At 62.4% G+C, this 22032-nt stretch carries 16 protein-coding genes and 1 pseudogene; 8 read left to right on the top strand and 9 right to left on the bottom strand.

Features of this window, described 5'->3' with window-relative positions; genetic code table 11:
* Positions 1-13: 13 nt before the first annotated feature.
* A complete protein-coding gene (locus AA098_RS05540; protein WP_054888629.1) occupies positions 14-1651 on the bottom strand; it encodes a 5-guanidino-2-oxopentanoate decarboxylase in 1638 nt (545 codons plus the stop codon).
* A gap of 114 nt (positions 1652-1765) precedes the next feature.
* Between AA098_RS05540 and AA098_RS05535 the strand changes: the two genes are divergently transcribed.
* Positions 1766-2641, top strand: a complete 876-nt coding sequence (locus AA098_RS05535; protein WP_012053627.1) for a LysR substrate-binding domain-containing protein — start codon at positions 1766-1768, stop codon at positions 2639-2641.
* A gap of 97 nt (positions 2642-2738) precedes the next feature.
* Here the strand turns inward: AA098_RS05535 and AA098_RS05530 are convergent, their stop codons facing one another.
* Positions 2739-3353, bottom strand: a complete 615-nt coding sequence (locus tag AA098_RS05530; protein ID WP_003251968.1) for an NAD(P)-dependent oxidoreductase — start codon at positions 3351-3353, stop codon at positions 2739-2741.
* Positions 3354-3536: 183 nt separating this feature from the next.
* Between AA098_RS05530 and AA098_RS05525 the strand changes: the two genes are divergently transcribed.
* Complete coding sequence (locus tag AA098_RS05525; protein WP_054888628.1) at positions 3537-4445, top strand: LysR family transcriptional regulator; 909 nt, start codon at positions 3537-3539, stop codon at positions 4443-4445.
* A 232-nt stretch (positions 4446-4677) separates the two neighbouring features.
* Here AA098_RS05525 and AA098_RS05520 read toward each other — a convergent pair whose 3' ends face one another.
* Positions 4678-5547, bottom strand: coding sequence for an oxaloacetate decarboxylase (locus tag AA098_RS05520; protein ID WP_003251963.1), 870 nt, complete (start codon positions 5545-5547; stop codon positions 4678-4680).
* 382 nt (positions 5548-5929) lie between these two features.
* On the opposite strand from AA098_RS05520, the gene AA098_RS05515 reads away from it, so the two are divergent.
* Entirely contained in the window at positions 5930-7381 is a 1452-nt protein-coding gene (locus AA098_RS05515) for an MDR family MFS transporter (protein ID WP_003251960.1), read from the top strand.
* Positions 7382-7492: 111 nt separating this feature from the next.
* Here the strand turns inward: AA098_RS05515 and ttgR are convergent, their stop codons facing one another.
* A complete protein-coding gene (ttgR, locus tag AA098_RS05510; protein WP_004575141.1) occupies positions 7493-8125 on the bottom strand; it encodes an efflux transport transcriptional regulator TtgR in 633 nt (210 codons plus the stop codon).
* Positions 8126-8382: 257 nt separating this feature from the next.
* On the opposite strand from ttgR, the pseudogene ttgA reads away from it, so the two are divergent.
* From ttgA to AA098_RS05485, 5 genes and pseudogenes are all read left to right on the top strand, one after another.
* Positions 8383-9478 (top strand): annotated as a pseudogene (gene ttgA / locus AA098_RS05505) (toluene efflux RND transporter periplasmic adaptor subunit TtgA).
* A 3-nt stretch (positions 9479-9481) separates the two neighbouring features.
* Positions 9482-12634, top strand: coding sequence for a multidrug efflux RND transporter permease subunit TtgB (gene ttgB, locus AA098_RS05500; protein WP_014754360.1), 3153 nt, complete (start codon positions 9482-9484; stop codon positions 12632-12634).
* Positions 12631-14085, top strand: coding sequence for an AdeC/AdeK/OprM family multidrug efflux complex outer membrane factor (locus AA098_RS05495; protein ID WP_003251955.1), 1455 nt, complete (start codon positions 12631-12633; stop codon positions 14083-14085). Before ttgB ends, AA098_RS05495 begins: the two co-directional genes overlap by 4 nt.
* A 402-nt stretch (positions 14086-14487) precedes the next feature.
* Positions 14488-15744, top strand: coding sequence for an OprD family porin (locus AA098_RS05490; RefSeq protein ID WP_064613917.1), 1257 nt, complete (start codon positions 14488-14490; stop codon positions 15742-15744).
* A 243-nt stretch (positions 15745-15987) separates the two neighbouring features.
* On the top strand, positions 15988-16512 hold the full coding sequence (locus AA098_RS05485) for a DUF962 domain-containing protein (RefSeq protein WP_003251951.1): 525 nt from the start codon (positions 15988-15990) through the stop codon (positions 16510-16512).
* A 53-nt stretch (positions 16513-16565) separates the two neighbouring features.
* Here the strand turns inward: AA098_RS05485 and pcaC are convergent, their stop codons facing one another.
* The 5 genes from pcaC to pcaF all read right to left on the bottom strand — a co-directional run bounded on the left by pcaC (position 16566) and on the right by pcaF (position 21816).
* A complete protein-coding gene (pcaC, locus tag AA098_RS05480; RefSeq protein ID WP_003251949.1) occupies positions 16566-16958 on the bottom strand; it encodes a 4-carboxymuconolactone decarboxylase in 393 nt (130 codons plus the stop codon).
* A 10-nt stretch (positions 16959-16968) separates the two neighbouring features.
* The gene (gene pcaD / locus AA098_RS05475; protein WP_014754363.1) at positions 16969-17760 is read right to left on the bottom strand and encodes a 3-oxoadipate enol-lactonase; all 792 of its coding nucleotides are present in this window, start codon (positions 17758-17760) and stop codon (positions 16969-16971) included.
* Positions 17761-17771: 11 nt separating this feature from the next.
* Entirely contained in the window at positions 17772-19124 is a 1353-nt protein-coding gene (locus tag AA098_RS05470) for a 3-carboxy-cis,cis-muconate cycloisomerase (RefSeq protein WP_003251947.1), read from the bottom strand.
* Between the two features lie 9 nt (positions 19125-19133).
* Positions 19134-20423 carry an MFS family transporter gene (locus AA098_RS05465; protein ID WP_003251946.1) on the bottom strand — a complete coding sequence of 430 codons (1290 nt, stop codon included), beginning with the start codon at positions 20421-20423 and terminating at the stop codon, positions 19134-19136.
* A gap of 187 nt (positions 20424-20610) precedes the next feature.
* On the bottom strand, positions 20611-21816 hold the full coding sequence (pcaF, locus tag AA098_RS05460; protein ID WP_172830960.1) for a 3-oxoadipyl-CoA thiolase: 1206 nt from the start codon (positions 21814-21816) through the stop codon (positions 20611-20613).
* Positions 21817-22032: the final 216 nt, after the last annotated feature.

Here is a 22032-nt window from a genome sequence, read left to right as displayed (position 1 = left end):
CAATCGCAATGCTTCAACCCAACACCGCGGCCTGCCACTGATTCTGGTCCACCTGAATCAAGGTCGGCCCCTTGCGCTCCACCGCTTGCCCGAGCGCCGCCTGCAATTGGGCAATATCGGCCACGTTCTCTGCTGCCGCGCCCAACGCTCGCGCCACGCCGATGAAATCCGGGGTATGGATATCCACCCCGACCGGCTCGATCGCCCGATTGACCATGTATTTCTTGATTTCCTCGTACCCCTGGTTATTCCACAGCAGCACGATCAGCGGTACCTGTGCCTCCACTGCACTGGCCAGTTCCGGCAGGGTGAACTGCAAACCACCATCACCAATCAGGCACACCGCCGGAGCGCGTTCGACGGCCTGCTCGGCACTGCCCAACCAGGCGCCCATGGCTGCTGGCAACGCGTAACCCAAGGTGCCGTAACCGGTCGAGGCGTTGAACCAGCGGCGTGGCTGCTCCATGTCGAGTGTCAGGTTGCCGGTGTACACAGGTTGGGTCGAGTCGCCCACCAGAATCGCATCAGGCAGGCGCTCCAGTATGGCGCTCAGCAAACGCGTCTGGCTCAGGGTGGGCTGGTCCCAGTCTGCCGTCAGGACCTTGCGCAGGTCGGCCACGCGGGCCACGCCCCAAGTGCTTTCGTGCACTGGCTGCGGCTGGGCTTGCAGGGCACCGAGCAGCGCTTCGGCTGCCAGCTCGGCATCGGCTACCAGCGCCAGCTCCGGCAGATAATTGCGCACGGTCTGGTCCGGGTCGATGTCAATGCGCAGCAGCCTGCCCGGGATCTCGAAGCCTCCCTTGAAGGTCACGTCATAATCGGTTTCAGCCAGTTCGGTACCGATCGCCAGCACCACGTCGGCCTCGGCCACCAGCGCCCGTGTGGCGGGTAACGACTGGGTCGAGCCGATCTGCAATGGGTGGCTGGCTGGCAGCAAGCCTTTGGCATTGATGGTCAACGCCACCGGGGCCTGAAGGTGTTCGGCCAGGCGTGCCAACGCAGCGCCCGCAGCCAACGCCCCGCCACCGGCCAGAATCAGCGGCCGACGTGCACTGGCCAGTCGCTCAGCCATCTGCGCCACGGCCTGCGGTGCAGCCCCTGCCCGACTGCCCCGTACAGGGCGGCCCGGCAGCAGGAAGTCGGCCGGTTCAACCAGCACATCGAGCGGGATTTCGATATGCACCGGGCGTGGCCGGGCACTGTCGAACACGGCAAATGCCCTGGCCAGCACCTGCGGCAAGTCGGCTGCACTCATCAAGGTGTGGGAAAACGCCGCCACACCCGATACCAGCGCGGCTTGGTTGGGCAGTTCGTGCAGCTTGCCACGTCCACCGCCCAGCTGGTCACGGGACTGCACGCTGGAAATCACCAGCATCGGGATCGAGTCGGCATAGGCCTGGCCCATGGCAGTGGTGATATTGGTCATGCCCGGGCCGGTGATAATGAAGCACACCCCGGGTTTGCCGCGGGTGCGCGCATAGCCGTCAGCCATGAACCCGGCACCTTGCTCATGACGTGGGGTGATGTGGCGAATGGAAGAGCCCGCCAGGCCACGATAGAGCTCCACGGTATGTACACCGGGGATGCCGAAGACATGATCGACGCCATAGCCTTCAAGGAGTTTGACCAGTACTTCGCCGCAGGTTGCCATCAGGGGTCACCATGAATCGTGTTGGGGTATGCCCTTATTGGACCCAAGCCACGGCTATCGCCACAATGTAAAAAAACACATACTAGCCATGTCCTGTGATCATGGCTTACTGCAATGAAACGCCTCCCGCCCCTGCCTGCCCTGCACACGTTTCTGGTCACCGCCCAGCACTGCAACTTCACCCGCGCCGGGCAGCAGTTGCACATCACCCAGGGCGCTGTCAGCCGCCAGATTGCAGCCCTCGAAGAACACCTCGGTTATGCCCTGTTCAAGCGCGAGGCGCGTGGGTTGAGCCTGACCCGTGAAGGCCTGGACTGGCTGCCACGGGTGCAGCAGGTGTTCGCCCTGATCGAACAAGGGGTGCGCGAGGTGGGTGAGCACAGCACTACCTTGCAGCTGAAGGCACCAACCTGCGTAATGCGCTGGCTGCTGCCGCGTCTGATGGAGTGGCAGGCACTGCGCCCGGATGTGCCGGTTGAGCTGACCACGACCGTGCAGCACGGGGTGGATTTCCGTCGCGAGGGCTTCGATGCGGCAGTGGTCTACGGCGATGCGCCGAACCACGGGCTGCAGGTGCGCAAGCTGTTCGATGAGCAGCTGACCCCGGTGTGCGCACCGTCACTGCGTGAGGGGCCAGTGCCGTTGCAGCAGGTGGAAGACCTGGCCCGACATATGTTGCTGCATCCCTCGCGGGATGAACACGACTGGCGGTTGTGGTTGCAGGCGGCTGGAGTGACGCTCGCCACGCATGGGCCTAAACAACATTTCGAGACACTGGACATGGCGATGGCCATGGCCTCGCAGGGGACCGGGGTGGCAATCGGTGACTGGTCGCTGATTGGCGATGACCTGCGCGGTGGGCGGTTGTGCATGCCGTTTGCGCTGAAGGTGCTGACAGGCAAGGGGTATTACCTGGTGAGCCAGGCCAGGAGCTTACCGCCGGGGCTGCTGGAATTGCTGGACTGGCTGGAGGGCCAGGCCAGCCTGTGACGGCCCTTTCGCAGGCTCGCCCGCTCCCACAGGTTTGCACAGGCCTTGGTAGCTGTACGGTACCCATGGGAGCGGGCATGCCCGCAACGCAGGCGACTCAATAGCCGACTGTGAACCGTTGCCGCGAGTGCTGCGGCTTCTCCAGCTCATCCAGCATGGCAATCGCATAGTCGGCAAACGTGATCCAGCTCTTGCCGTCCGCACCGATCAACAGATGATCCTTGCCCAGCGTATAGTGACCTCTGCGCTCACCCTCAACGAACTCAGCCGAAGGCGAAAGGAAGGTCCAGTCCAGGTTCGGCTCGCGCCGCAGCGCCTCCAGAAAACGCACGCCGGCACTGGCCTCGGCTTTATACGCCTCCGGGAAATCCGGGCTGTCGATCACCCGGTGCCCTGACGGCAGCAACAAGCTACCGGCGCCACCCACCACCAGCAGGCGCTTGACCCCGGCGCGCTTCACCGGCTCGATGATGGCGTGCGGCTCCATTGTCGAGAAATGCGCGGCACTCAACACAGCGTCCATACCTGCGACCGCTGCCTGCAGGGCCGCGCTGTCCGTGGCATCCAGCGACTTGACGGTCACACCCTCACGCCCTTCAAGCGTGGAAGGGTCGCGGGCTATGGCCAGTACACGGTGACCACGGCGCAGGGCCTCTTCCAGTAACTGGCTGCCAGCACGACCGGTGGCACCGATGATTGCGATCTTGCTCATGAAATACTCTCCATCAGTTGAACGGAATGACCGCCCTTGGTGACCTTCGCCGCCAGCGCCAAGGCTCTCGTCTGCCGGCTTCGGGTAACGCCTTCTACCAAACAATGCGCATAGCTTAGTTACCCGATTCGTCACAAAAAATGCGATGCTCAGACATAGTTTGTTTCTGAAATCGGGCAAATCATGGACCGTCTCAACGCCATGCGTGTATTCGTCACGGTCATCGACCTGGGCAGCCAGTCGGCGGCGGCGGATTATCTGCAATTATCGCGGCCGGTCGTGTCGCGCTACCTGGCAGAGTTGGAAGACTGGGTTGGCACGCGGCTGATGCAGCGAACCACGCGCAAGCTCAGCCTCACGGCAGCCGGCCAGGAAACCCTGCCTCGCTGCCGGCAACTGCTGGAACTGGCCGGCGACCTGCAGGCCGCCGTGCAGCAGCCGGAAGACGCACCAAGGGGGGCACTGCGTATCAGCGTCAGTACCTCATTCGGCCAGGCACAGCTGGTGGATGCAGTGGCCGCCTATGTGCGGCGCTTTCCTGACGTGAAGGTAGAACTGCAGATGCTCGACCGCACCGTCAACCTGGTGGACGAGCGCATCGACCTGGCCATTCGCACCAGCAATGACGTGGACCCCAGCCTCATCGCCCGGCGCCTGAGTGTGTGCCGCTCGGTCGTGTGCGCGGCACCCGCCTACCTGAATGAGCGAGGCACGCCGCAACGGGTTGAGGAACTGAGCCTGCACAACTGCCTGACCCATGCCTACTTCGGACACAGCTTGTGGCATTTCACGGTAGCCGGCCAGCAGGTCGCCGTGCCCGTATCCGGAAACATCAGTGCCAACGAGGTGATGACCCTGCAAAGGGCTGCGCTGGCTGGCGCAGGTATCACCATGCTGCCAACCTACCAGGCCGCAGACGCCATACGCCGGGGTGAACTGGTGCGTCTGCTGCCCGAGGCCAAACCGCGTGAACTGAACCTGAATGCGGTGTATACGTCGCGCAAACACATGCCGGCGACCTTGCGCAGCATGCTGGATTTCCTGGTGCAGCGTTTCAAGGACGAACCGGCGTGGGATCGGGATCTATACTAGTGGCGTACACCCCTATCGCTGTCACGGGAGGTGAGCACCATGGGCATCAAATCCAGAAGAGTCGCCCTTGTCATGGCCCTTACCGCTGCCGCAGGGCTGTATGGCTCAGCCTGCTGGCGCGCCGAACTGCTACGCAGCCAGCCCAGCGTCGCCAATAGTTGCGAGCAGGCACATTGCGTGCCTCACAGTGCAACCTTGAGCGCCGTCCGTTGAATGGACGGCGCCCTGCTGATCACTCTTCGACGCTCATGTATTCCTTGGCCCAGCGAATGTAGTCTTCAGGCTGGGTGTAGGTGTGCGAGAGTTCGGTGGCACTGAGGTTTTCCGACTTGTTCTGCCGACCACGCTGCAGCCGCAGGCAGTCGTAAGTGGCCTTGATCGCGGCAAAGTAAGCCGCATGGCCATCGACCACGATGCGCACGCCCAGACGCGCCAGGCGCTCGTCATCGCGCAGGTTCGGGTTGCCATAGGTAACTAGCATCAGCGGCACAGTCAGGTGCTCGGCAATCTGTTCGAGCTGCTCGAAGTCTTTGACCCCGACCATGCAGATGCCATCAGCGCCCGCCTTCTGGTAGCTCTGGGTACGCACGATGATTTCTTCGGTGCTGAGTACGCCCGCGTTGGTACGGGCAATGATCGACAGGGACGAATCGACTCGTGCCTCCAGCGCCGCGCGGATCTTGCCAACGCCCTCCTCGACCGGGATCAGGTCAGTGGACTTGCGCCCGAACTGGGCAGGCAGCAGGGTGTCCTCGATGGTCAGTGCGGCCACACCGGCGCGCTCCAGTTCGATCACCGTGCGCATCACGTTCAGTGCGTTGCCATAGCCATGGTCGGCGTCGGCCAGTACCGGCAGTTGCGCGACCCGACCAATGCGGGTGGCCTGCTCGACGAACTCGCTGAGGGTGATCAGAGCGAAGTCTGGAGCAGCCAGTACCTGCAACGAAGCGACCGAACCGCCGAGGATACCGACTTCGAAGCCCAGGTCTGCGGCAATGCGTGCCGACATCGGGTCGAACACCGAGGCAGTGTGGAAACACGAACCCGAAGCGAGCAGCTCGCGGAAGGCAAAACGCAGATCTTGGTGGGAAGCCTTGGGCATGATCACTCCGCAAAAAAGTTGAAATTTGAACGGTAACTACCGACCCCTGTAATCGGGTCTACCTGACCTGTTCCAACCGTCGCCATCTGGGCGGTCATGCTCGACATGCAGGCAGAGGAATAAAAGGTGTGGGAGACAGCGGACTGAAAAACCTGAGTCAATATGCTGCACCAACCTGGTGCAAGCCCCGGATTTCAGCCTCTGTGGCATACCAACGATATCACGCAGCCATGCAGCACTGGATGAATGCGCCAATGCCGATCTTGCATAGGGGATGCAGATAGTACATAGGAAGCTACCTAACTCAGGTTACAATCCGAGGGGCTTCTGTGAGAGCAGGCTTGCCCGCGAAGGGGCCGCCATAGACAAACAAGGTATTCCCGTGACCGCCGCCCTGCCCCCCACCGCCCTGCGCAACGTGCTCACCGCCCTGATGCTGGCCATCTTCCTCGGCGCACTGGACCAGACCATCGTCGCCGTCTCGCTGCCCGCCATCTCGGCGCAGTTCAGCGATGTCGGCCTGCTGGCCTGGGTCATCTCCGGTTATATGGTGGCCATGACCGTGGCCGTGCCGATCTACGGCAAACTGGGCGACCTTTACGGCCGGCGCCGGATGATCCTCACCGGCATCAGCCTGTTCACCCTGGCCTCCATTGCCTGCGCCATGGCCCAGGACATGCCGCAACTGGTGCTGGCCCGGGTACTGCAGGGTATCGGCGCAGGCGGGATGGTCTCGGTGAGCCAGGCAATCATTGGCGACTTCGTGCCCCCACGCGAACGCGGCCGCTACCAGGGCTACTTCAGCAGCATGTACGCTGCGGCCAGCGTGGCCGGGCCAGTGCTGGGCGGCTGGTTGACCGAGTACCTGTCGTGGCGCTGGGTGTTCTGGATCAACCTGCCGCTGGGGCTGGTCGCCTTGTGGGCCATTCGCCGTGCGCTCGCTGATATGCCGGTGCAGCGTCGCGAGGCACAGGTGGACTACCTTGGCGCCATGCTGTTGATTCTCGGCCTTGGCAGCCTGCTGCTGGGCATCACCTTGGTGGGCCAGGGCCACGCCTGGGCCGACCCGGCCGTGCTGGCGCTGTTCGGCTGCGCCCTACTGGGCCTGGCGCTTTTCATCGCACACGAACGCCGCTGCCCAGAGCCGCTGCTGCCGCTCAGCCTGTTTGGCAACCGTGTGGCAGTGCTGTGCTGGGCGGTGATCTTCTTCGCCAGCTTCCAGTCCATTTCCCTGACCATGCTCATGCCCTTGCGTTACCAGAGCATTACCGGCGCCGGTGCCGACAGCGCCGCCCTGCATCTGCTGCCGCTGGCCATGGGGCTGCCCATGGGCGCCTTCACAGGTGGTCGCATGACCAGCCGGACCGGGCGCTACAAGCCACAGATCCTGGCCGGTGCACTGCTGATGCCAGTGGCCATTTTCGCGATGGCACTGACTCCGCCGCAATCAGCGTTGCTCAGTGCGCTGTGCATGCTGCTGACCGGTATAGCCTGCGGGCTGCAATTCCCGACCTCACTGGTGGGCACACAAAGCGCGGTGGCCAGCAAGGACATCGGCGTGGCCACCAGCACCACCAACCTGTTCCGCTCGCTGGGCGGAGCCATGGGCGTAGCGTGCATGTCCAGCCTGTTGCTGGCACTGCTGCATCAAGGTGGTTACGAATTGACGGGTAACCCGTTGCTGGGGAGTTTGAAGGCCGCAGAGGTGGATCTGGTGACTCAAGGGCGGTTGCTGGAGACGTTCAGGCAACTGCTGATGGGGAGTGCGCTTGTCGCGGTGCTGGGACTGTTCGCGGCATTTGCTTTGCCTGACCGGCAATTGCGCGGCCGCTGAAGGTTGCACACGCGCTGCCGCCTTGTGGTGTGAACAGCTGCAAGGCGGCGGCGACCTTAATCTCCCCTTAACACAAAGGGGAAACACTCCCTCACAATCCTTAACAAAGTGTCATTTGCGCAGAGCCGGGCTCAAGCGCAGCATATCCAGCCCGGTGTCGACCCATTTTTCGACATCACCCAACAGATCGACACTGTCAGGCAGCAATAGCCAGCGCCCGATCAGGCCATCGACATAGGCAAACATGGCCACCGCCGCGCGCTCGGCATCCAGCTCGCCAGGCAACTGGCCCCGGCGTACGGCATTGGCCAGCGCCAGGGTGATGCCCTTGTGGCAATCCAGCACCGCACTCTGGCGCTGCTGGCGAATTTCACACATGTCATCGGTGAACTCGCACTTGTGATGCAGGATTTCATTGATACGACGGGTTCGGGCATCGAGCACCAGCTCGTTGAACACTTGCAACAGCAGCTTGCGCATGCAGCCAAGCGGGTCGACTTCATCCTCGCTTTCGCTCGCCCGCGCCAAATGGTCATGGGTCTCGTGCAGGCTGTCGAGCAACGCCTGCACCAGCTCGGCCTTGTTGTTGAAGTGCCAGTAGATCGCCCCCCGCGTCACACCCGCCAGTTCGGCGATGTCGGCCAGGGTGGTTCGCGCAACCCCGCGCTTGTAGAAGGCCCTTTCCGCCGCCTCGATGATCTGGGCACGGGTTTCCTGGGCTTCTTCTTTGGTTCGACGGACCATGGCAGTACAACCTCATCTGGCCCGAACGCGCAGCGCGTGCGGGGAACGCTCCGGGGGCACCTCTGCCGGGGCCTCTCGGATAAGCTAATCAAGCGCTGAGGCTGTACCTGAGTACCACCCAGCAGTATTTACAAACAACCATGAATGTAAGTATATTCCTTAGCAAGCTATTTATCCACCGGATAGCATTTTTTCCAGATCAAGATCTCTTCCATTACTCTTGAGCGTCTCCCTGCTCCAGCGACCCGAGGATCCTCATGCAATTCAAGCCAGCCGTTACCGCTCTGGTTTCCGCCGTCGCCCTGGCAACCCTGCTCAGTGGCTGTAAGAAAGAAGAAGCAGCGCCAGCGGCGCAGGCTCCTCAGGTCGGCGTCGTGACCATCCAGCCGCAAGCCTTCACCCTCACCTCGGAATTGCCGGGGCGAACCAGTGCCTACCGCGTCGCCGAAGTGCGCCCGCAGGTCAACGGCATCATCCTCAAGCGCCTATTCAAGGAAGGCAGTGAGGTCAAGGAAGGCCAACCTGCTGGCTACACGCTCACTGGCCGAACGTTACAAGCAACTGATTGACGAACAGGCCGTCTCCAAACAGGAATACGACGACGCCAATGCCAAACGATTGCAGGCTGAGGCTTCGCTCAAGAGCGCACAGATCGACCTGCGCTACACCAAGGTTCTGGCGCCAATCAGCGGCCGTATCGGTCGCTCTTCGTTCACCGAGGGTGCGCTGGTGAGCAATGGCCAGACCGACGCCATGGCCACCATCCAGCAGCTCGATCCTATTTATGTCGACGTTACCCAGTCCACCGCCGAGCTGCTCAAGCTGCGCCGTGACCTGGAAAGCGGCCAGCTGAAGAAGGCCGGCGACAACGCCGCCTCGGTTCAGCTGGTACTGGAAGACGGCAGCCTGTTCAAGCAGGAAGGCCGCCTGGAGTTCTCCGAAGTCGCGGTGGACGAGACCACCGGCTCGGTGACCCTGCGCGCGCTGTTCCCCAACCCCGATCACACCCTGCTGCCAGGCATGTTCGTGCATGCGCGGCTCAAGGCCGGGGTCAACGCCAACGCCATCCTGGCACCGCAACAAGGCGTGACCCGCGACCTCAAAGGCGCACCCACCGCCCTGGTGGTCAACCAGGAGAACAAAGTCGAACTGCGCCAGCTCAAGGCCAGCCGTACCTTGGGTAGCGACTGGCTGATCGAGGAAGGCCTCAACCCGGGTGACCGCCTGATCACCGAAGGGCTGCAGTACGTGCGCCCAGGCGTCGAGGTGAAGGTCAGCGATGCCACCAACGTCAAGAAGCCGGCCGGCCCTGATCAGGCCAACGCGGCGAAAGCAGACGCCAAAGCGGAGTAAACCATGTCGAAGTTCTTTATCGATCGCCCGATCTTCGCCTGGGTGATCGCCTTGGTGATCATGCTGGTCGGGGCCTTGTCTATCCTGAAGCTGCCGATCAACCAGTACCCCAGTATCGCGCCGCCGGCCATCGCCATCGCCGTGACCTACCCGGGCGCCTCGGCGCAAACCGTGCAGGACACCGTGGTGCAGGTGATCGAGCAGCAGCTCAACGGTATCGACAACCTGCGTTATGTGTCGTCGGAAAGTAACTCCGACGGCAGCATGACCATTACCGCCACCTTCGAACAGGGTACCAACCCCGACACCGCGCAGGTCCAGGTACAGAACAAGCTGAACCTGGCCACCCCGCTGCTGCCGCAGGAAGTGCAGCAGCAAGGTATCCGCGTCACCAAAGCAGTGAAGAACTTCCTGCTGGTGATTGGTCTGGTCTCCGAAGACGGCAGCATGACCAAGGACGACCTGGCCAACTACATCGTCTCGAACATGCAGGACCCGATCTCGCGTACCGCGGGTGTAGGTGACTTCCAGGTGTTCGGTGCGCAGTACGCCATGCGTATCTGGCTCGATCCGGCCAAACTGAACAAGTTCCAGCTGACCCCGGTCGACGTCAAGACCGCTGTGGCCGCACAGAACGTGCAGGTGTCTTCCGGCCAGCTCGGCGGCCTGCCAGCCCTGCCGGGCACCCAGCTGAACGCCACCATCATCGGCAAGACCCGCCTGCAAACCGCCGAGCAGTTCGAGAGCATTCTGCTCAAGGTCAACAAAGACGGTTCACAGGTGCGCCTGGGTGACGTCGCCCAAGTAGGCCTGGGGGGTGAAAACTACGCCGTCAGCGCCCAGTTCAACGGCAAGCCGGCGTCCGGCCTGGCGGTAAAACTGGCAACCGGCGCCAACGCCCTGGACACCGCCAAGGCACTGCGCGAGACCATCAAAGGCCTGGAACCGTTCTTCCCGCCGGGGGTCAAGGCGGTATTCCCGTATGACACCACCCCCGTGGTCACCGAATCGATCAGCGGCGTGATCCACACCCTGATCGAAGCCGTGGTGCTGGTGTTCCTGGTGATGTACCTGTTCCTGCAGAACTTCCGCGCCACCATCATCACCACCATGACCGTACCGGTCGTATTGCTGGGTACCTTCGGTATCCTTGCCGCCGCGGGCTTCAGCATCAACACCCTGACCATGTTCGCCATGGTCCTGGCCATCGGCTTGCTGGTGGACGACGCCATCGTCGTGGTGGAGAACGTCGAGCGGGTCATGTCCGAAGAAGGCTTGCCACCCAAGGAAGCGACCAAGCGCTCGATGGAACAGATCCAGGGCGCCCTGGTGGGTATCGCCCTGGTGCTCTCGGCCGTACTGCTGCCCATGGCGTTCTTTGGCGGCTCCACGGGTGTGATCTACCGGCAGTTCTCCATCACCATCGTCTCGGCCATGGGCCTGTCGGTGCTGGTTGCGCTTATCTTCACCCCGGCGCTCTGCGCAACCATGCTCAAACCGCTGAAGAAGGGCGAGCACCACACCGCCAAAGGCGGCTTCTTCGGCTGGTTCAACCGCAACTTCGACCGCAGCGTCAATGGCTACGAGCGTAGCGTAGGCACCATCCTGCGCAACAAGGTGCCATTCCTGCTGGCCTATGCGCTGATCGTGGTCGGCATGATCTGGCTGTTCGCCCGCATCCCTACCGCGTTCCTGCCAGAAGAAGACCAGGGCGTACTGTTCGCTCAGGTGCAGACCCCGGCCGGTTCCAGTGCCGAGCGCACGCAGGTCGTGGTCGACCAGATGCGTGAATACCTGCTCAAGGACGAAGCCGATACCGTATCGTCGGTGTTCACGGTCAACGGTTTCAACTTCGCAGGCCGCGGCCAGAGCTCAGGCATGGCCTTCATCATGCTCAAACCCTGGGATGAACGCTCGAAGGAGAACAGCGTGTTCGCCCTGGCCCAGCGCGCCCAGCAGCACTTCTTCACCTTCCGTGATGCGATGGTGTTCGCCTTCGCCCCGCCAGCGGTGCTTGAACTGGGTAACGCCACCGGCTTCGACGTGTTCCTTCAGGACCGCGGCGGTGTCGGCCACGCGAAGTTGATGGAGGCGCGCAACCAGTTCCTGGCCAAAGCTGCGCAGAGCAAGATCCTCAGCGCCGTGCGCCCGAACGGCCTGAACGATGAACCGCAGTACCAACTGACCATTGATGACGAACGTGCCAGCGCCTTGGGCGTGACCATTGCCGACATCAACAACACCCTGTCGATTGCCTTGGGTGCCAGCTACGTCAACGACTTCATCGACCGTGGCCGGGTCAAGAAGGTGTACATCCAAGGCGAACCAAGCGCGCGGATGAGCCCGGAAGACCTGCAAAAATGGTACGTGCGCAACGGCGCAGGCGAGATGGTGCCGTTCTCCTCCTTCGCCAAAGGCGAATGGACCTACGGTTCGCCGAAGCTGTCGCGTTACAACGGTGTCGAAGCGATGGAAATCCTCGGTGCACCGGCGCCTGGTTACAGTACCGGTGAAGCCATGGCCGAAGTCGAGCGCATTGCAGGCGAGCTGCCGAGCGGTATCGGCTTCTCCTGGACCGGCATGTCCTACGAGGAAAAACTCTCCGGCTCGCAGATGCCGGCACTGTTCGCCCTCTCGGTGCTGTTCGTGTTCCTGTGCCTGGCGGCCCTGTACGAAAGCTGGTCGATCCCGATCGCTGTGGTGCTGGTAGTACCGCTGGGTATCATCGGTGCGCTGATCGCCACCAGCCTGCGCGGCCTGTCCAACGACGTGTACTTCCTGGTTGGCCTGTTGACCACCATCGGTCTTGCGGCGAAAAACGCCATTCTGATCGTGGAATTCGCCAAGGAGCTGCACGAACAAGGCCGTAGCCTGTACGACGCAGCGATCGAAGCGTGCCGCATGCGTCTGCGCCCGATCATCATGACCTCGCTGGCGTTCATCCTGGGCGTGGTGCCGTTGACCATCGCCAGCGGCGCCGGCGCCGGCAGCCAGCACGCCATCGGTACTGGCGTGATCGGCGGTATGATCAGTGCGACCGTGCTGGCTATCTTCTGGGTACCACTGTTCTTCGTCGCAGTGTCGTCGCTGTTCGGCAGCAAAGAGCCGGAAAAAGACGTCACCCCTGAAAATCCACGTTATGAGGCTGGGCAATGACCAAGTCTTTGTTGTCCCTGGCGGTAACCGCTTTCATTCTTGGCGGTTGCTCGCTGATCCCTGACTACCAGACCCCAGAGGCGCCGGTGGCTGCGCAGTGGCCGCAAGGCCCTGCTTACTCGCCGACGCAATCGGCGGATGTTGCCGCTGCTGAACAGGGCTGGCGCCAGTTCTTCCACGACCCGGCGCTGCAACAGCTGATCCAGACCTCGCTGGTCAATAACCGCGACCTGCGCGTCGCGGCGTTGAACCTCGACGCCTACCGTGCGCAATACCGCATTCAGCGCGCCGACCTGTTCCCGGCGGTTTCGGCCACCGGCAGCGGCAGCCGCCAGCGTGTCCCGGCGAACATGTCGCAAACAGGCGAATCTGGCATCACCAGCCAGTACTCGGCCACCTTGGGCGTCAGCGCCTACGAGCTGGACCTGTTCGGCCGCGTGCGCAGCCTGACCGAGCAGGCCCTGGAAACCTACCTCTCCAGCGAGCAGGCGCGTCGTTCCACGCAAATTGCCCTGGTCGCCAGCGTGGCCAACGCCTACTACACCTGGCAGGCCGACCAGGCCCTGTTCAAGCTGACCGAAGAAACGCTGAAGACCTACGAGGAAAGCTACAACCTCACCCGTCGCAGCAACGAAGTCGGCGTGGCCTCGGCCCTGGACGTCAGCCAGGCGCGTACCGCCGTGGAAGGCGCCAGGGTCAAGTACTCGCAGTACCAGCGCCTGGTCGCCCAGGACGTCAACAGCCTGACCGTGCTGCTGGGCACCGGCATTCCTGCCGACCTGGCCAAGCCGCTGGAGCTTGATGCCGACCAACTGGCCGAAGTACCGGCCGGCCTGCCATCGGATATCCTTCAGCGTCGCCCGGACATTCAGGAAGCCGAGCACCTGCTCAAGGCTGCCAACGCCAACATTGGTGCAGCCCGCGCAGCGTTCTTCCCGAGCATCAGCCTGACCGCGAACGCCGGCAGCCTGAGCCCCGACATGGGCCACCTGTTCGCGGGCGGCCAGGGCACCTGGCTGTTCCAGCCGCAGATCAACCTGCCGATCTTCAACGCCGGTAGCCTGAAAGCCAGCCTGGACTACTCGAAAATCCAGAAGGACATCAACGTCGCCAAGTACGAAAAAACCATCCAGACGGCCTTCCAGGAAGTCTCCGATGGCCTGGCGGCACGCAAGACCTTCGAAGAGCAGTTGCAGGCCCAGCGCGACCTGGTGCAGGCGAACCAGGACTACTACCGCTTGGCCGAACGCCGTTACCGCATCGGGATTGACAGCAACCTGACCTTCCTCGATGCCCAACGCAACCTGTTCAGTGCCCAGCAAGCGCTGATCGGAGACCGCCTGTCGCAGCTGACCAGCGAGGTCAACCTGTACAAGGCGCTTGGCGGTGGCTGGTACGAGCAGACCGGGCAGGCCAACCAGCAGGCATCGGTGGAAACACCGAAAGGCTGATCGGCCTTGTTACAGCAAAGCCCACCCTTAGCGGTGGGCTTTGCTTTTTTACTGCCTGTGCCGACCTGTATCCCCTGGCGATTCAGCGTCGCAGCCACCACCGTATTCGCGGGTGAACCCGCTCCTACACGGATCGTGTGGCGGACACATACGGTGGTTGGGCGCAAGCCGTTGTAGGAGCGGGTTTACCCGCGAAGAGGCCGCCCCAGGAGAGTTATTAACCAACCGGAACATTCCGTTCGATTATCGCCCCGTTCCGTTTGCGGCGAATTGCCTCACCCCCGCACTACCCCGCACCATCCCCCCACGCAACGTTACTCAAGTTCATCAAAAACACCCGCACCTGCAGGCCCGATCCCGCAGTGCACTGGCTCGACCATAAAAACAAGAGATCCACGACAGATGAGCATTTCGCTACCCGCACGTCAGCTGCTGCCTGGCCTGTTGGCCATGTCCTGCGCCCTCCCCGCATTCGCCGCCAGCGAAGGTGGTTTCATCGAGGACGCCAAGGCCACCCTCAACCTGCGCAACTTCTACATCAACCGCAACTTCGTCGACCCGGCCCACCCACAGGGCAAGGCCGAGGAATGGACACAAAGCTTCATCCTCGATGCCCGTTCCGGTTTCACCCAGGGCACGGTCGGTTTCGGCGTGGACGTACTGGGCCTGTACTCGGTCAAACTCGACGGCGGCAAAGGCACCACCAACACTCACCTGCTGCCCGTGCATGGCGACGGCCGCCCGGCCGATGATTTTGGTCGGCTGGGTGTGGCGCTGAAGGCCAAGCTGTCCGAAACCGAGCTGAAAGTCGGTGAATGGATGCCGGTACTGCCAATCCTGCGTTCGGACGATGGCCGCTCACTGCCGCAAACCTTCCGCGGTGGCCAGCTGACCTCCAGGGAAATCGCCGGCCTGACCCTGTACGCTGGCCAGTTCCGCGGCAACAGCCCGCGCAACGATGCCAGCATGGAAGACATGTCGCTCAACGGCAAAGCCGCCTTCACCTCCGACCGTTTCAACTTCGGCGGCGGTGAGTACACCTTCAACGACAAGCGCACCATGATCGGGCTGTGGGATGCCCAGCTCAAGGACATCTACCGCCAGCAATACCTCAACCTGACGCACAGCCAGCCGCTGGGCGACTGGACGCTGGGCGCCAACCTGGGCTATTTCATCGGCAAGGAAGATGGCGCCGAACGGGCCGGCAAGCTGGACAACCGCACCGCCTCCGCCTTGCTTTCGGCGCGCTACCAAGGCCACACCTTTTACGTTGGCCTGCAGAAGGTCAGCGGCGACGATGCCTGGATGCGGGTCAATGGCACCAGTGGCGGTACCCTGGCCAACGACAGCTACAATTCAAGCTTCGACAATGCCAAGGAGCGTTCCTGGCAGGTTCGCCATGACTTCAACTTCGCCACCGTCGGCGTACCCGGCCTGACCCTGATGAACCGCTATATCAAGGGTGACAACGTCACCGTGGGCAGCGTGGACGATGGCAAGGAATGGGCACGGGAAACAGAGCTGGCCTATGTCGTGCAGTCGGGCAGCTTCAAGGACCTGTCGGTGAAATGGCGCAACTCGACTATGCGTCGCGACTTCAGCACCAACGCGTTCGATGAGAACCGCTTGATCGTGAGTTATCCGCTGAATCTTCTGTGAATCAAATGGCCTCTTCGCGGATAAACCCGCGAGGAGGCCAGACGCCTCCTCAAATGACCTGAAGCCATAAAAATCCATGCCCCTTTTTTGAAGGCATGATTTGCAACAGCTTGATGAAATCCCTGCCATGAATTTGCCAGTGCACGCTGCCGCCATTCGCTGAGCTGATAATGGTGGTGACTGCAGGCTATCCTGATCACTATCAGGTACAGGTGAAACAAAGCAGAACAGGGAGGCACAACAATGAAAACCCTCGTCGACCACCTGAGCCAATACGCCAACTACCACCGCGATCCGCGCAATATCGCCACCCACTTCGTCGGCATCCCCATGATCGTGCTGGCAGTCACCATCCTGCTTTCACGCCCAGGCTGGGAGATAGCTGGCATGTGGCTGTCCCCTGCCCTGGTGGCAGCGGCGGCGTCTGTGTGGTTCTACTTGCGCCTGGACCTGCGCTTCGGGCTGGTGATGGGGCTGTTGCTGGGCCTGTGCCTGTGGGTCGGTGAGGCGCTGGCAGTACAGTCGACAACGCTATGGCTCGGCGCCGGGCTGGGAGCGTTCGTGGTGGGCTGGATCATCCAGTTCATCGGCCATTACTACGAAGGCCGCAAACCGGCATTTGTTGACGACGTGAGTGGCCTGATCATCGGGCCGCTGTTCGTGGTGGCGGAAGCTGCGTTCATGCTGGGCCTGTGCCCGACCCTGAAGCGCGCCGTGGAAACCAATGCCGGCCCGATTGCCATGCGGCAAAAAAAGGCATCGGTGTAAAGGCCATTCGCGGGCAAGCGCCCTGTTACAGGGGGCTTGCCCGCGAACACGGTTTACTGGCGCGACTCTACGCCAAGTTCATCCCACACCGACTCAGCCATGTGGAACGTGGCATTGGCCGCCGGAATGCCGCAGTAGATCGCGCTCTGCATCAGCACTTCCTTGATCTCGTCACGGGTCACACCATTGTTGGCCGCCGCACGCAGGTGCAGCTTCAGCTCGTCGTTGCGGTTCATGCCAATCAGCATGGCGATGGTGATCAGGCTGCGGGTATGGCGCGGCAGCCCCGGGCGGGTCCAGATGTCACCCCAGGCGTGGCGGGTGATCATTTCCTGGAACTCGCCATTGAAGTCGTTGAGTTTCTCCAGGCTGCGGTCCACGTGGGCATCACCCAGCACTGCGCGGCGCACTTGCATGCCAGCGTCGTAACGTTGTTTCTCGTCCATGGTGTTGTCCTCAGTGAGCCAGCAGAAAATCGAGCACGCGGCGGCTGAAGGCCTCGCCAATCTCGACATTGGACAGGTGCGCCGCCGGGAAGTCGACGTACTCGGCACCTTGGATACCGGCCTGCATGAAGCGGCCATGCTCAGGGGTGGTAACCACGTCTTCCGTACCGGCAACGATCAGCGCGGGCACCTGGATGCGGCCCAGTTGCTCACGATAATCAGCGTCACGTACTGCTGCACAGTTGCCTGCGTAGCCTTGCGGGCTGGTTTGCGCCAGCATCTGGCAGATACGCTGGGCCTGCTCCGCCTGTGCCTGGGCAAAGCCCGGGGTGAACCAGCGGGCGATAGAGGCATCGCGCAGGTCGACCATGGCCTGCTGGCCGCCTTTGAGTACCGTGTCGATACGGGTGTTCCACACCTCGTCATTGGCGATCTTGGCGGCCGTGTTGCACAGGGTCAGGCTGTGCAGGCGCTCACCTGCATGGATACCCAGCCACTGGCCGATCAGGCCTCCCATCGACAGGCCGACGAAGTGAGCCTTTTGAATGTCCAGGCCATCGAGCAGGGCCAGCACGTCGCGGCCCAGCTGTTCGATGCTGTAAGGGCCCTCAGTGACCAGCGATGCGCCGTGACCACGGGTGTCATAGCGCAGCACCCGGAAGTGCTGGCTCCAGAGCGGAATCTGGGTGTCCCACATGCCCAGGTCGGTACCCAGCGAGTTGGACAGGACCAGCACCGGGGCGTCATCCGGGCCATCGATCTGGTAATTCAAAACGCCATCGGCCAGTTGCAAGTGCGCCACAGCGGTCTCCTTCAGGCAGTAAAACGTTGATGTTCGGACACGGCGCGCGCCACCCAGACGCGGGCCTGGCCCAGGTAATGGGCAGGGTCGAGCAGGCGATCGAGTTCTTCGCCAGACAGCTCGGCGCTGACCTGCGGCTCGTCACCCAGCACGGCACGCAGGTGCCGCTGTTCGGCCACCGCGCGCTGGCAGCATTGTTCCAGCAGGTGGTGGGCACGATCGCGACCCAGACGCTGGGCGAGGACGATGCTCACCGCTTCTGCCAGCACCAGGCCTTGTGTCAGGTCGAGGTTACGGCGCATGCGCGCGGCATCCACCTCCATGCCCTCGGCAATCACTTGAGCCTGGCGCAGGGCACCAGAGACCAGGCAGCAGATATCCGGCAGGGTTTCCCACTCGGCATGCCATAGGCCCAGGCTGCGTTCGTGCTCCTGAGGCATGGCTGCAAACAGCGTCGACAGCAAGCCCGGCACGCGGGTTGCGGCACCGATCAACACGGCGGCACCCACCGGGTTGCGCTTGTGTGGCATGGTCGAAGAACCACCCTTGCCCGGCGCAGACGGCTCAAATACCTCCCCCGCCTCGGTTTGCATCAGCAAGCTGATATCACGGCCGAACTTGCCCAGGCTGCCGGCAACCAGGCCCAGTACCGAGGCAAACTCCACCAAGCGGTCGCGCTGGGTGTGCCAGGGCTGCTCGGGCAGGGACAGCTTGAGCTGTTCGGCCAGTGCTTCGGCCACCGGCATCGCCTTGCTGCCCAGGGCCGCCAGGCTACCCGAGGCACCGCCGAACTGCAGGACCAGCAGACGCGGGCGCAGTTCCTGCAGGCGCTGACGGTGGCGGGTCAAAGCACCCAGTACACCGGCCAGTTTCATGCCCAGGGTCACCGGGGTGGCGTGTTGCAACCAGGTACGACCCACCAAGGGCGTATCGGCGTGCTTCAACGCCTGCTGCGACAGGGTATCGGCCAGCTTGCCGAGGTCGGCCTCGATCAAATCGAGGGCATCGCGCAGCTGCAGAACCAGACCCGTGTCCATCGCATCCTGGCTGGTGGCGCCAAGGTGCACATAGCGCTCAGCCTCAGGTACGCCAGTGGCGATCACCTTGCCCAACGCTTTCACCAGCGGAATGGCCGAGTTGCCGGCGGTGGCGATGGCATTGGCCAACGCACCAACGTCATAGCGCTCGGCCTGGCATGCCGCCTCGATGGCTGCTACCGCGCTGTGCGGGACCAAACCGGCAGAGGCTTCGGCACGGGCAAGCGCTGCTTCGAAATCCAGCATGCCCTGCAGGCGGCCACGGTCGGAGAAAATCTCGCGCATGGCCGGCGCGGTGAAATAGGCGTCGAACAGTTGGTTGCTCATGCAGCGTCCTTAGTCATCATGGTGCAGGTACGCCGCCTGCTTCGGCAGGCGCAGGCTGAACAGGAAGGCAATCGCCATCATCGCCGTGACGTACCAATAGAAAGTGTTTTCCATCCCCAGGGTCTTCAGGCCCAGGGCCACATACTCGGCCGAACCGCCGAATGCTGCGTTCGCCACCGCATAGGCCAGGCCAACACCCAGTGCACGCACCTGCGGCGGGAACATCTCAGCCTTCACCAGACCGCTGATCGAGGTGTAGAAACTGACGATACACAGGGCCAGGCTGATCAGCACGAAGGCCATGAACGGGCTGGTCACAGTTTTCAGTGCCATCAGCAGCGGCACGGTGCACAGGGTACCGAGGCCGCCGAACAGCAGCATCGAATTGCGCCGACCGATACGGTCGGACAGCATGCCGAAGAACGGCTGCAACACCATGAACAGGAACAACGCCCCGGTCATCACGTAGCTGGCGTTCTTGGCTGTCATGCCCGCGGTGTTGACCAGGTACTTCTGCATGTAGGTGGTGAAGGTATAGAAAATCAGCGAGCCACCCGCGGTGTAGCCCAGTACCGTGATGAACGCCGCTGCGTGATTGCGGAACAGGCCTGCGATAGAACCTGCATCCTTGTCATTGCGGGCTTCGGCGCTACTGGTCTCGTGCAGCGAACGGCGCAACATCAGCGAGATCAGGGCGGCGATGGCCCCCACCACGAAGGGAATGCGCCAGCCCCAGGCCCGCAGTTCATCTTCAGTCAGCAGCTGTTGCAGGATCACCACGACCAATACCGCCAGCAACTGGCCGCCGATCAGGGTGACGTACTGGAACGAAGCAAAGAAGCCGCGCTGCCCACGCAGTGCCACTTCACTCATGTAGGTGGCCGTGGTGCCGTATTCGCCCCCTACCGACAGCCCCTGGATCAGGCGGGCCAGCAACAGCAGCGCCGGGGCCCAGGTGCCGATGCTGGCATAGGTGGGCAGGCAGGCGATCATCAGGGAGCCGAAGCACATCATCAGCACCGAGATCATCAGGGAGTTCTTGCGACCGTGGCGGTCGGCGAGGCGGCCGAAGATCCAGCCACCAATGGGGCGCATCAGGAAGCCTGCGGCGAATACACCTGCCGTGTTCAGCAACTGCACGGTGGGGTCGTCGGAGGGGAAGAAGGCCGGGGCAAAGTAGATCGCGCAGAAGGCGTAGACGTAGAAGTCGAACCATTCCACCAGGTTGCCTGACGAGGCACCGACAATAGCGAAGATGCGCTTGCTGCGTTCTTCGCCGGTGTAATAGGTTGAGGTCATGAGGGTTTCACTCCTGGAGGGTCCTAGGTAAGTCTAGACATACCTAGTAACACACTCGTTCCGCTATCTGGCTGGCAATTGGCCTTGTGTCTCACAGGACAGACCTCTTCGCGGGCAAGCCCGCCCCCACAGGTGATTGCGTGGATCCCTGTAAGAGCGGGCTTGCCCGCGAAGCGGCCGGTACAGGTCAAACCCGCTCGATGGCCAGTGCCAGACCTTGGCCAACGCCCACACACATGGTCGCCAGGCCTTTACGCCCACCACTCTTCTCCAGTTGGTGCAGCGCAGTCAGCACCAGGCGTGCACCGCTCATGCCCAGCGGATGGCCCAGGGCAATGGCGCCACCATTAGGGTTTACCTGTGGTGCATCGTCAGCGACACCCAGCTCACGCAGCACCGCCAGGCCTTGACTGGCAAACGCTTCGTTAAGCTCGATCACGTCGAAATCGCTTACCGCAACCCCCAGACGCTCGGTCAGCTTGCGCACCGCCGGCACCGGGCCAATGCCCATGACACGTGGAGCAACGCCGCCGCTGGCCATGCCCAGAACGCGGGCACGCGGGGTCAGGCCGTGTTTCTTCACCGCTGCAGCCGAGGCCAGGATCATCGCTGCAGCACCGTCGTTCACGCCCGAGGCGTTGCCGGCGGTGACCGTCTTGTCCGGGCCGTTGACCGGTTTGAGCTTGGTCAGCGCCTCCAGCGTGGTTTCCGGGCGCAGGTGTTCGTCACGTTCGACGATGATTTCGCCCTTCTTGTGAGCGATACGCACCGGCACAATTTCTTCGGCAAAGAAGCCGGCAGCCTGTGCAGCGGCAGCCTTCTGCTGGCTGCGCAGGGCGAAAGCGTCCTGGTCGGCACGCGAAACCTGATAGTCGTCAGCCACGTTGTCGGCGGTTTCCGGCATGGAATCCACACCGTACTGGCTCTTCATCAGCGGGTTGATGAAACGCCAGCCAATGGTGGTGTCTTCCAGCTTCATGTTGCGCGAATAGGCGCTTTCAGCCTTGCCCATGACGAACGGGGCGCGCGACATCGACTCGACGCCACCGGCAATCACCAGTTCCATCTCGCCGCTGGCGATGGCGCGGAACGCGGTGCCGATGGCATCCATACCCGACGCGCACAGGCGGTTCAAGGTGACGCCCGGGATGCTTTCCGGCAGGCCGGCCAGCAGCAGTGCCATACGGGCCACGTTGCGGTTGTCTTCACCGGCCTGGTTGGCGCAGCCGAAGAACACTTCGTCTACCTGGTCCCACTGCACGCCAGGGTTGCGCTCGATCAGCGCCTTCAGCGGCACGGCTGCCAGGTCGTCGGCCCGCACGCTGGCCAGGGCGCCGCCAAAGCGGCCGATCGGGGTACGGATGGCGTCACAGATGAATACGTCGTGCATCAGGCTTCTCCTGCCAGCTGGCCATGGTCAGCGGCGGTACGGGCGTCGAGGTCACGCATGGCGGACGGCTCGATTGGGGTGGGTGTGGAAATGGTCTGCGCGTGGCATTTGGAGGCTCCTGGTCAGGGTGCTTCGATGAACCCAGATTAAGGAGACTGGTGGGCACCTTACAATCCGATAATCGACTATTTGTGCGATTAACGAACCATTTGTTGCGCA

It is taken from the genome of Pseudomonas sp. JY-Q (assembly GCF_001655295.1).
Classification (GTDB): Bacteria; Pseudomonadota; Gammaproteobacteria; order Pseudomonadales; family Pseudomonadaceae; genus Aquipseudomonas; species Aquipseudomonas alloputida.
This window is presented reverse-complemented; position numbering and strand designations above follow the sequence as displayed.

Excerpts from the sequence above, each read along its gene's own strand:
- AA098_RS05485 (WP_003251951.1), top strand. The coding sequence starts at position 15,988 with ATGAAAACCCTCGTCGACCACCTGAGCCAATACGCCAACTACCACCGC.
- AA098_RS05525 (WP_054888628.1), top strand. The coding sequence starts at position 3,537 with ATGGACCGTCTCAACGCCATGCGTGTATTCGTCACGGTCATCGACCTG.
- ttgB (WP_014754360.1), top strand. The coding sequence starts at position 9,482 with ATGTCGAAGTTCTTTATCGATCGCCCGATCTTCGCCTGGGTGATCGCC.
- AA098_RS05540 (WP_054888629.1), bottom strand. The coding sequence starts at position 1,651 with ATGGCAACCTGCGGCGAAGTACTGGTCAAACTCCTTGAAGGCTATGGC.
- ttgR (WP_004575141.1), bottom strand. The coding sequence starts at position 8,125 with ATGGTCCGTCGAACCAAAGAAGAAGCCCAGGAAACCCGTGCCCAGATC.
- AA098_RS05470 (WP_003251947.1), bottom strand. The coding sequence starts at position 19,124 with ATGAGCAACCAACTGTTCGACGCCTATTTCACCGCGCCGGCCATGCGC.
- AA098_RS05530 (WP_003251968.1), bottom strand. The coding sequence starts at position 3,353 with ATGAGCAAGATCGCAATCATCGGTGCCACCGGTCGTGCTGGCAGCCAG.
- AA098_RS05520 (WP_003251963.1), bottom strand. The coding sequence starts at position 5,547 with ATGCCCAAGGCTTCCCACCAAGATCTGCGTTTTGCCTTCCGCGAGCTG.
- AA098_RS05495 (WP_003251955.1), top strand. The coding sequence starts at position 12,631 with ATGACCAAGTCTTTGTTGTCCCTGGCGGTAACCGCTTTCATTCTTGGC.
- AA098_RS05490 (WP_064613917.1), top strand. The coding sequence starts at position 14,488 with ATGAGCATTTCGCTACCCGCACGTCAGCTGCTGCCTGGCCTGTTGGCC.
- pcaC (WP_003251949.1), bottom strand. The coding sequence starts at position 16,958 with ATGGACGAGAAACAACGTTACGACGCTGGCATGCAAGTGCGCCGCGCA.
- AA098_RS05465 (WP_003251946.1), bottom strand. The coding sequence starts at position 20,423 with ATGACCTCAACCTATTACACCGGCGAAGAACGCAGCAAGCGCATCTTC.
- AA098_RS05535 (WP_012053627.1), top strand. The coding sequence starts at position 1,766 with ATGAAACGCCTCCCGCCCCTGCCTGCCCTGCACACGTTTCTGGTCACC.